This is a genomic window from Pseudoalteromonas sp. (assembly GCF_036960685.1).
GTDB lineage: Bacteria > Pseudomonadota > Gammaproteobacteria > Enterobacterales > Alteromonadaceae > Pseudoalteromonas.
This window is the reverse complement of the sequence record NZ_JBALXK010000054.1, coordinates 1-4,662: the sequence shown is the minus strand read 5'-3', so window position 1 is coordinate 4,662 and position 4,662 is coordinate 1. Positions and strand designations below refer to the sequence as shown.

General features: G+C 41.7%; 5 protein-coding genes. All 5 read right to left on the bottom strand.

What is annotated here, in order from left to right; genetic code table 11:
• Positions 1-355: 355 nt before the first annotated feature.
• Positions 356-796, bottom strand: coding sequence for a ClpXP protease specificity-enhancing factor (locus V7783_RS20940; RefSeq protein ID WP_064667841.1), 441 nt, complete (start codon positions 794-796; stop codon positions 356-358).
• Entirely contained in the window at positions 796-1,422 is a 627-nt protein-coding gene (gene sspA / locus V7783_RS20935) for a stringent starvation protein SspA (protein WP_064667929.1), read from the bottom strand. The genes V7783_RS20940 and sspA overlap by 1 nt, the downstream gene beginning before the upstream one ends.
• A gap of 79 nt (positions 1,423-1,501) precedes the next feature.
• A complete protein-coding gene (locus V7783_RS20930) occupies positions 1,502-2,245 on the bottom strand; it encodes a cytochrome c1 (RefSeq protein ID WP_335680374.1) in 744 nt (247 codons plus the stop codon).
• Positions 2,242-3,507, bottom strand: coding sequence for a cytochrome b (locus V7783_RS20925; RefSeq protein ID WP_087533108.1), 1,266 nt, complete (start codon positions 3,505-3,507; stop codon positions 2,242-2,244). The genes V7783_RS20930 and V7783_RS20925 overlap by 4 nt, the downstream gene beginning before the upstream one ends.
• Positions 3,507-4,097: a ubiquinol-cytochrome c reductase iron-sulfur subunit gene (gene petA, locus V7783_RS20920; protein WP_064667838.1), complete on the bottom strand. Its 591-nt coding sequence runs from the start codon at positions 4,095-4,097 to the stop codon at positions 3,507-3,509. Before petA ends, V7783_RS20925 begins: the two co-directional genes overlap by 1 nt.
• Positions 4,098-4,662: the final 565 nt, after the last annotated feature.

Sequence of the window (4,662 nt, the reverse complement as noted above, 5' to 3'; positions counted from 1 at the left end):
CCTCGCGCAGTTCTTGGCATTAAACCAATCTTAAAATCATAATGTAGGAAATGGCTTTAGCCATGAATGGTATAAACAGCGCGGCATAAAGCAGCGCCTACGCAAACATAAACACCAATGCCAACCCGTAGGCGCGAGTTTACCTCGCGCAGTTCTTGGCATTAAACCAATCTTAAAATCATAATGTAGGAAATGGCTTTAGCCATGAATGGTATAAACTTGCGCGGCATAAAGCCGCGCCTACGCTGAAACCAAATACCTTACTTGGCTTCATCTCGACCTTTAACCTTTCACCTACTTTTATACAGACATAAAAAAACCGCTTAATAAGCGGTTTTTATCAAACAATTACATATTACTTAATAACACGTAAGTGTGAGCCTTTTTTCTTTTCAGGCTTAGTTGGCGCTGGTTCGTCAGGTAATAATTCATCTGCGATATCAACACTTTCTAACTCAGCTGCAAACTCGTCTTCGTCCTCTAAAAACTCATCTGCGGTAAACACTGTGCCTTCACCGTTTTCGCGGGCATATATAGCAAGCACGGCACCAATTGGTACGTATACTTGCATTGGCTGACCACCAAAGCGAGCACTAAAGCTTAGTTGCTGATTATCCATTGAGAATTGTGTGACAGCTGACGGGCTAATATTCAATACAATTTGTCCATCTTGAACAAACTGCGTTGGTATTTGCACGGCAGGGAAATCAGCGTTCACCACTAAATGTGGCGTGCACTGGTTATCAACAATCCAATCAAAGAAAGCACGAAGTAAATAAGGACGATTAGGCGTCATTACAAACGGATCTCGCGCTCAGTTTCAGTAAGAGAAGCTTGGAATGATTCACGCTCAAATAAACGGATCATGTATTCTTTCATCTCTTTAGAACCTGCACCTGTCAGCTCAATACCAAGCTCTGGTAAACGCCATAACAGTGGTGCTAAGTAACAATCAACTAAACTGAATTCTTCGCTCATAAAATATGGCGCTTCAGTGAAGATGGCTGAAACAGCAAGTAACGCTTCTGTTAGTTCTTTACGCGCTTGTGCAGACTCTGCACCATTTGCGTAAATTTTTGCAGCAAGGCTGTACCAATCCGTGTCGATGCGATGCATCATTAAACGGCTACGGCCACGCATTACCGGATAAACAGGCATTAGTGGAGGGTGAGGAAAACGTTCATCAAGGTATTCCATGATGATGTTTGCCTGATATAAACCAAGCTCACGGTCGATCAGTGTTGGCACTGTTCCGTAAGGGTTAATTTCATGAAGTGCTTCTGGCAGGTTGTCCTTTTCAGCCAGATGAATATCTACACTTACGCCTTTTTCAGCAAGTACAATGCGTACTTGGTGGCTATACATACAGTTAGCACCAGAAAAAAGGGTCATTACAGGGCGCTTATTGGCAGCTACGGCCATGCCTACCTCCATTAAATAACAAAAACAGCAAAAGGGGCTTAAGCCCCTATTGCAAAATTACCTTTAAATATGTTCAAAATTAATGAACATCTCTCCAGTATTCTTTCTTCAGCATAAATGACAAGATAAACAGGATTATTAAGAATCCGATTACCTTAAGACCTAGCGCTTCCGATTCAAGACGCGTAGGTTCACCTACGTACTCTAGGAAGTTCGTTAAATCACGAACTGCTTGGTCATATTCATCTACACTTAATTCACCGGTGCCATCTGTTTTAGTGCCAACAACTTTAGTCACAGTGTGACCATGTTCTTGTACTTCTTCAGTAATAGGCATAGGTAAACCTTGCAGCTCTTGCAGAACATGCGGCATACCTACCGATGGAAATATTGTATTATTCACACCGAACGGGCGAGATTCATCTTTGTAAAACGATTTTAAATAGGTGTAAATCCAATCACTGCCACGCACACGCGCAACATTTGTTAGATCCGGCGGAGCCGCACCAAACCATTTTGCAGCATCATCTTTTTCAATCGAGTTGGTGATGTGACTACCGACTTTTGAACCGTCAAAAATTAACTGTTCAAGACCTACATCAGTAGGAATACCGATATCACGGAAAGTACGTTCATAACGTTGATACTGCATTTGGTGACAACCAAGACAGTAGTTCATGAACAACTTTGCACCACGTTGCAATGATGGCTGATCAGTTAGGTCATTACCCGCTTCCATTAATGGAACCGAAGGACCCGCAGCCATTGCCGGCAATACGTTTATTGATAAAGCAAATAAACCGATAATTAGCTTTTTCATCATTTCGTTAACCTCTCTGGCAATGGCTTAGTTTTTTCATTCTTACTGTATACAAATAACAGTACGAAGAACATAAAGTAAGTCACAGTACAGACTTGCGAGATAATCGTCTTCAAATCAGTTTGTGGAGTTGCACCCACCCAACCAAGTAAAACGAAAGTAACCACAAAACCTGCAATGTTCCATTTATGGAAGCCACAACGGTAACGAACCGATTTCACTGTACCACGGTCAATCCAAGGTAATAGTGCCAGTACCACAATCGATGCACCCATTGCTGCAACACCAATTAACTTATCAGGGATTGCACGTAAGATTGCATAGAATGGCGTAAAGTACCAAACTGGGAAAATATGTTCAGGCGTCTTAAGCGGGTTTGCCGGCTCAAAGTTCGGCGCTTCTAAAAAGAATCCACCCATCGCTGGCATAAAGAACACAACCCAACAGAATAAGATTAAGAAACCAACCACGCCCATAATATCTTTTACTGTGTAATATGGGTGGAACGGTATCGCATCAACAATGTCTTTTTTGTCAGTGTAATACTCATGGAATTTAAATTTAGGCTTATCTTCTTCAGCCACAGAACCTTTCTTACGCTTGATTTCAACACCATCAGGATTATTTGAACCCACTTCGTGAAGTGCAACAATGTGTAAGAATACAAGAATAACAATAACCAATGGTAAGGCAATAACGTGTAATGCAAAGAAGCGGTTAAGCGTTGCACCTGAAATTACATAGTCACCACGGATCCAAAGTGTTAAGTCATCACCAATTACCGGTATCGCACCGAATAATGAAATGATTACCTGTGCACCCCAGAATGACATTTGACCCCATGGTAATAAGTAACCCATGAAAGCTTCAGCCATTAGCGCTAGGAAGATAAACATACCAAACAACCACAGTAATTCACGTGGTTTTTGATAAGAACCGTAGATCATGCCACGGAACATATGTAGGTATACAACGATGAAGAACGCTGATGCACCCGTTGAGTGCAAATAACGTAACAACCAGCCGTATTCAACATCACGCATGATGTATTCAACAGATGCAAACGCACCTTCCGCTGAAGGTACAAAGTTCATCGTTAACCAAATACCGGTTAGGATTTGGTTAACTAGCACTAACATGGCTAATGAGCCAAAGAAGTACCAGAAGTTAAAGTTTTTTGGTGCTGGATACTGTGCAATATGCATGTTCCAAACACGTGTCATTGGGATACGGTCGTCGATCCAACCAATAATCTTACCAAACATTAGGCAGCCCCTTCTTCTTCGCCCACTAAAATAGTGGTGTCATCGATAAAGGTGTAAGGCGGAATTTCTAAGTTCAATGGCGCCGGAACCGCTTGGAATACGCGACCAGCCATATCAAATTTAGAACCGTGACATGGGCAGTAGAAACCATCATCGGTCCCTTCTACTTTTTCACTAAAGTTGCCTTCAAAAAAGCCAGGTGAACAACCTAAGTGTGTACAAATACCAACAGCAACGAAAATTTCCGGACGTTTTGAACGGTATTCGTTTACAGCTGATTCAGGTTGTTGTGGCTCTTCAGATGCAGGATCACGAAGTTGACCTTCGTGTGCTTTCATCTGTTCAAGCATTTTTGGGGTACGTGATACAACCCATACAGGTTTACCACGCCACTCGACACGTATTAATTGTCCTGACTCAAGCTTGCTGATATCTACTTCTACAGGCGCACCCGCAGATTTAGCTCGCTCACTTGGATTCCAAGACGCAATAAAAGGAACAGCAGCCCCAGCCGCACCAACACCACCTACAACAGAGGTAGCTATGGTTAAAAAGCGACGTCGGCCATTGTCTACAGGCGCATTGCTCATCCACTTATCTCCACTATGATTCCCAACACTTGCTATATTGAGAACATCAGTTACAGCAGGTTAATTTTTAGAAATTTTAAAATAGACGCGATCATAATTAAAACCCTTGATTAAAACAAGGTTATTCACAGTTCCATGCTCGAATAAACCCGATTTAATTAAATTATTAATAGGGTCGGCTCGAGTATGAAGCCGTTTGCTATGATAACGACTTTAAAAAACAATATACTGACCAAGATCAACCTCACTAAGAGGAAACAGATAAACTGCACATGGTGCTGTTGAACTCACTCACATTACTTGCCAGACAATTGTAGCAAAAAAATTCACCAATTAACTGACGGATTTACACTTATTACGATAATTATTGAACTTTTTTTAGAGTTATACGCTGCAAAGACAGTCGCAGGTTAATTATTGGACGTATATTTATACGAGTTTGCTGGTTACTTATAGAAAGTGCGAGTTTGCTTATACCTGATAAAAAGTGCGAGTTTGCGAGTTTGCGAGTTTGCGAGTTTGCGAGTTTGCGAGTTTGCGAGTTTGCGAGTTTGCGAGTTTGCGA

Coding starts and splice junctions, on each gene's coding strand:
- V7783_RS20925 (WP_087533108.1), bottom strand. CDS start 3,507: ATGTTTGGTAAGATTATTGGTTGGATCGACGACCGTATCCCAATGACA.
- petA (WP_064667838.1), bottom strand. CDS start 4,097: ATGAGCAATGCGCCTGTAGACAATGGCCGACGTCGCTTTTTAACCATA.
- sspA (WP_064667929.1), bottom strand. CDS start 1,422: ATGGCCGTAGCTGCCAATAAGCGCCCTGTAATGACCCTTTTTTCTGGT.
- V7783_RS20940 (WP_064667841.1), bottom strand. CDS start 796: ATGACGCCTAATCGTCCTTATTTACTTCGTGCTTTCTTTGATTGGATT.
- V7783_RS20930 (WP_335680374.1), bottom strand. CDS start 2,245: ATGATGAAAAAGCTAATTATCGGTTTATTTGCTTTATCAATAAACGTA.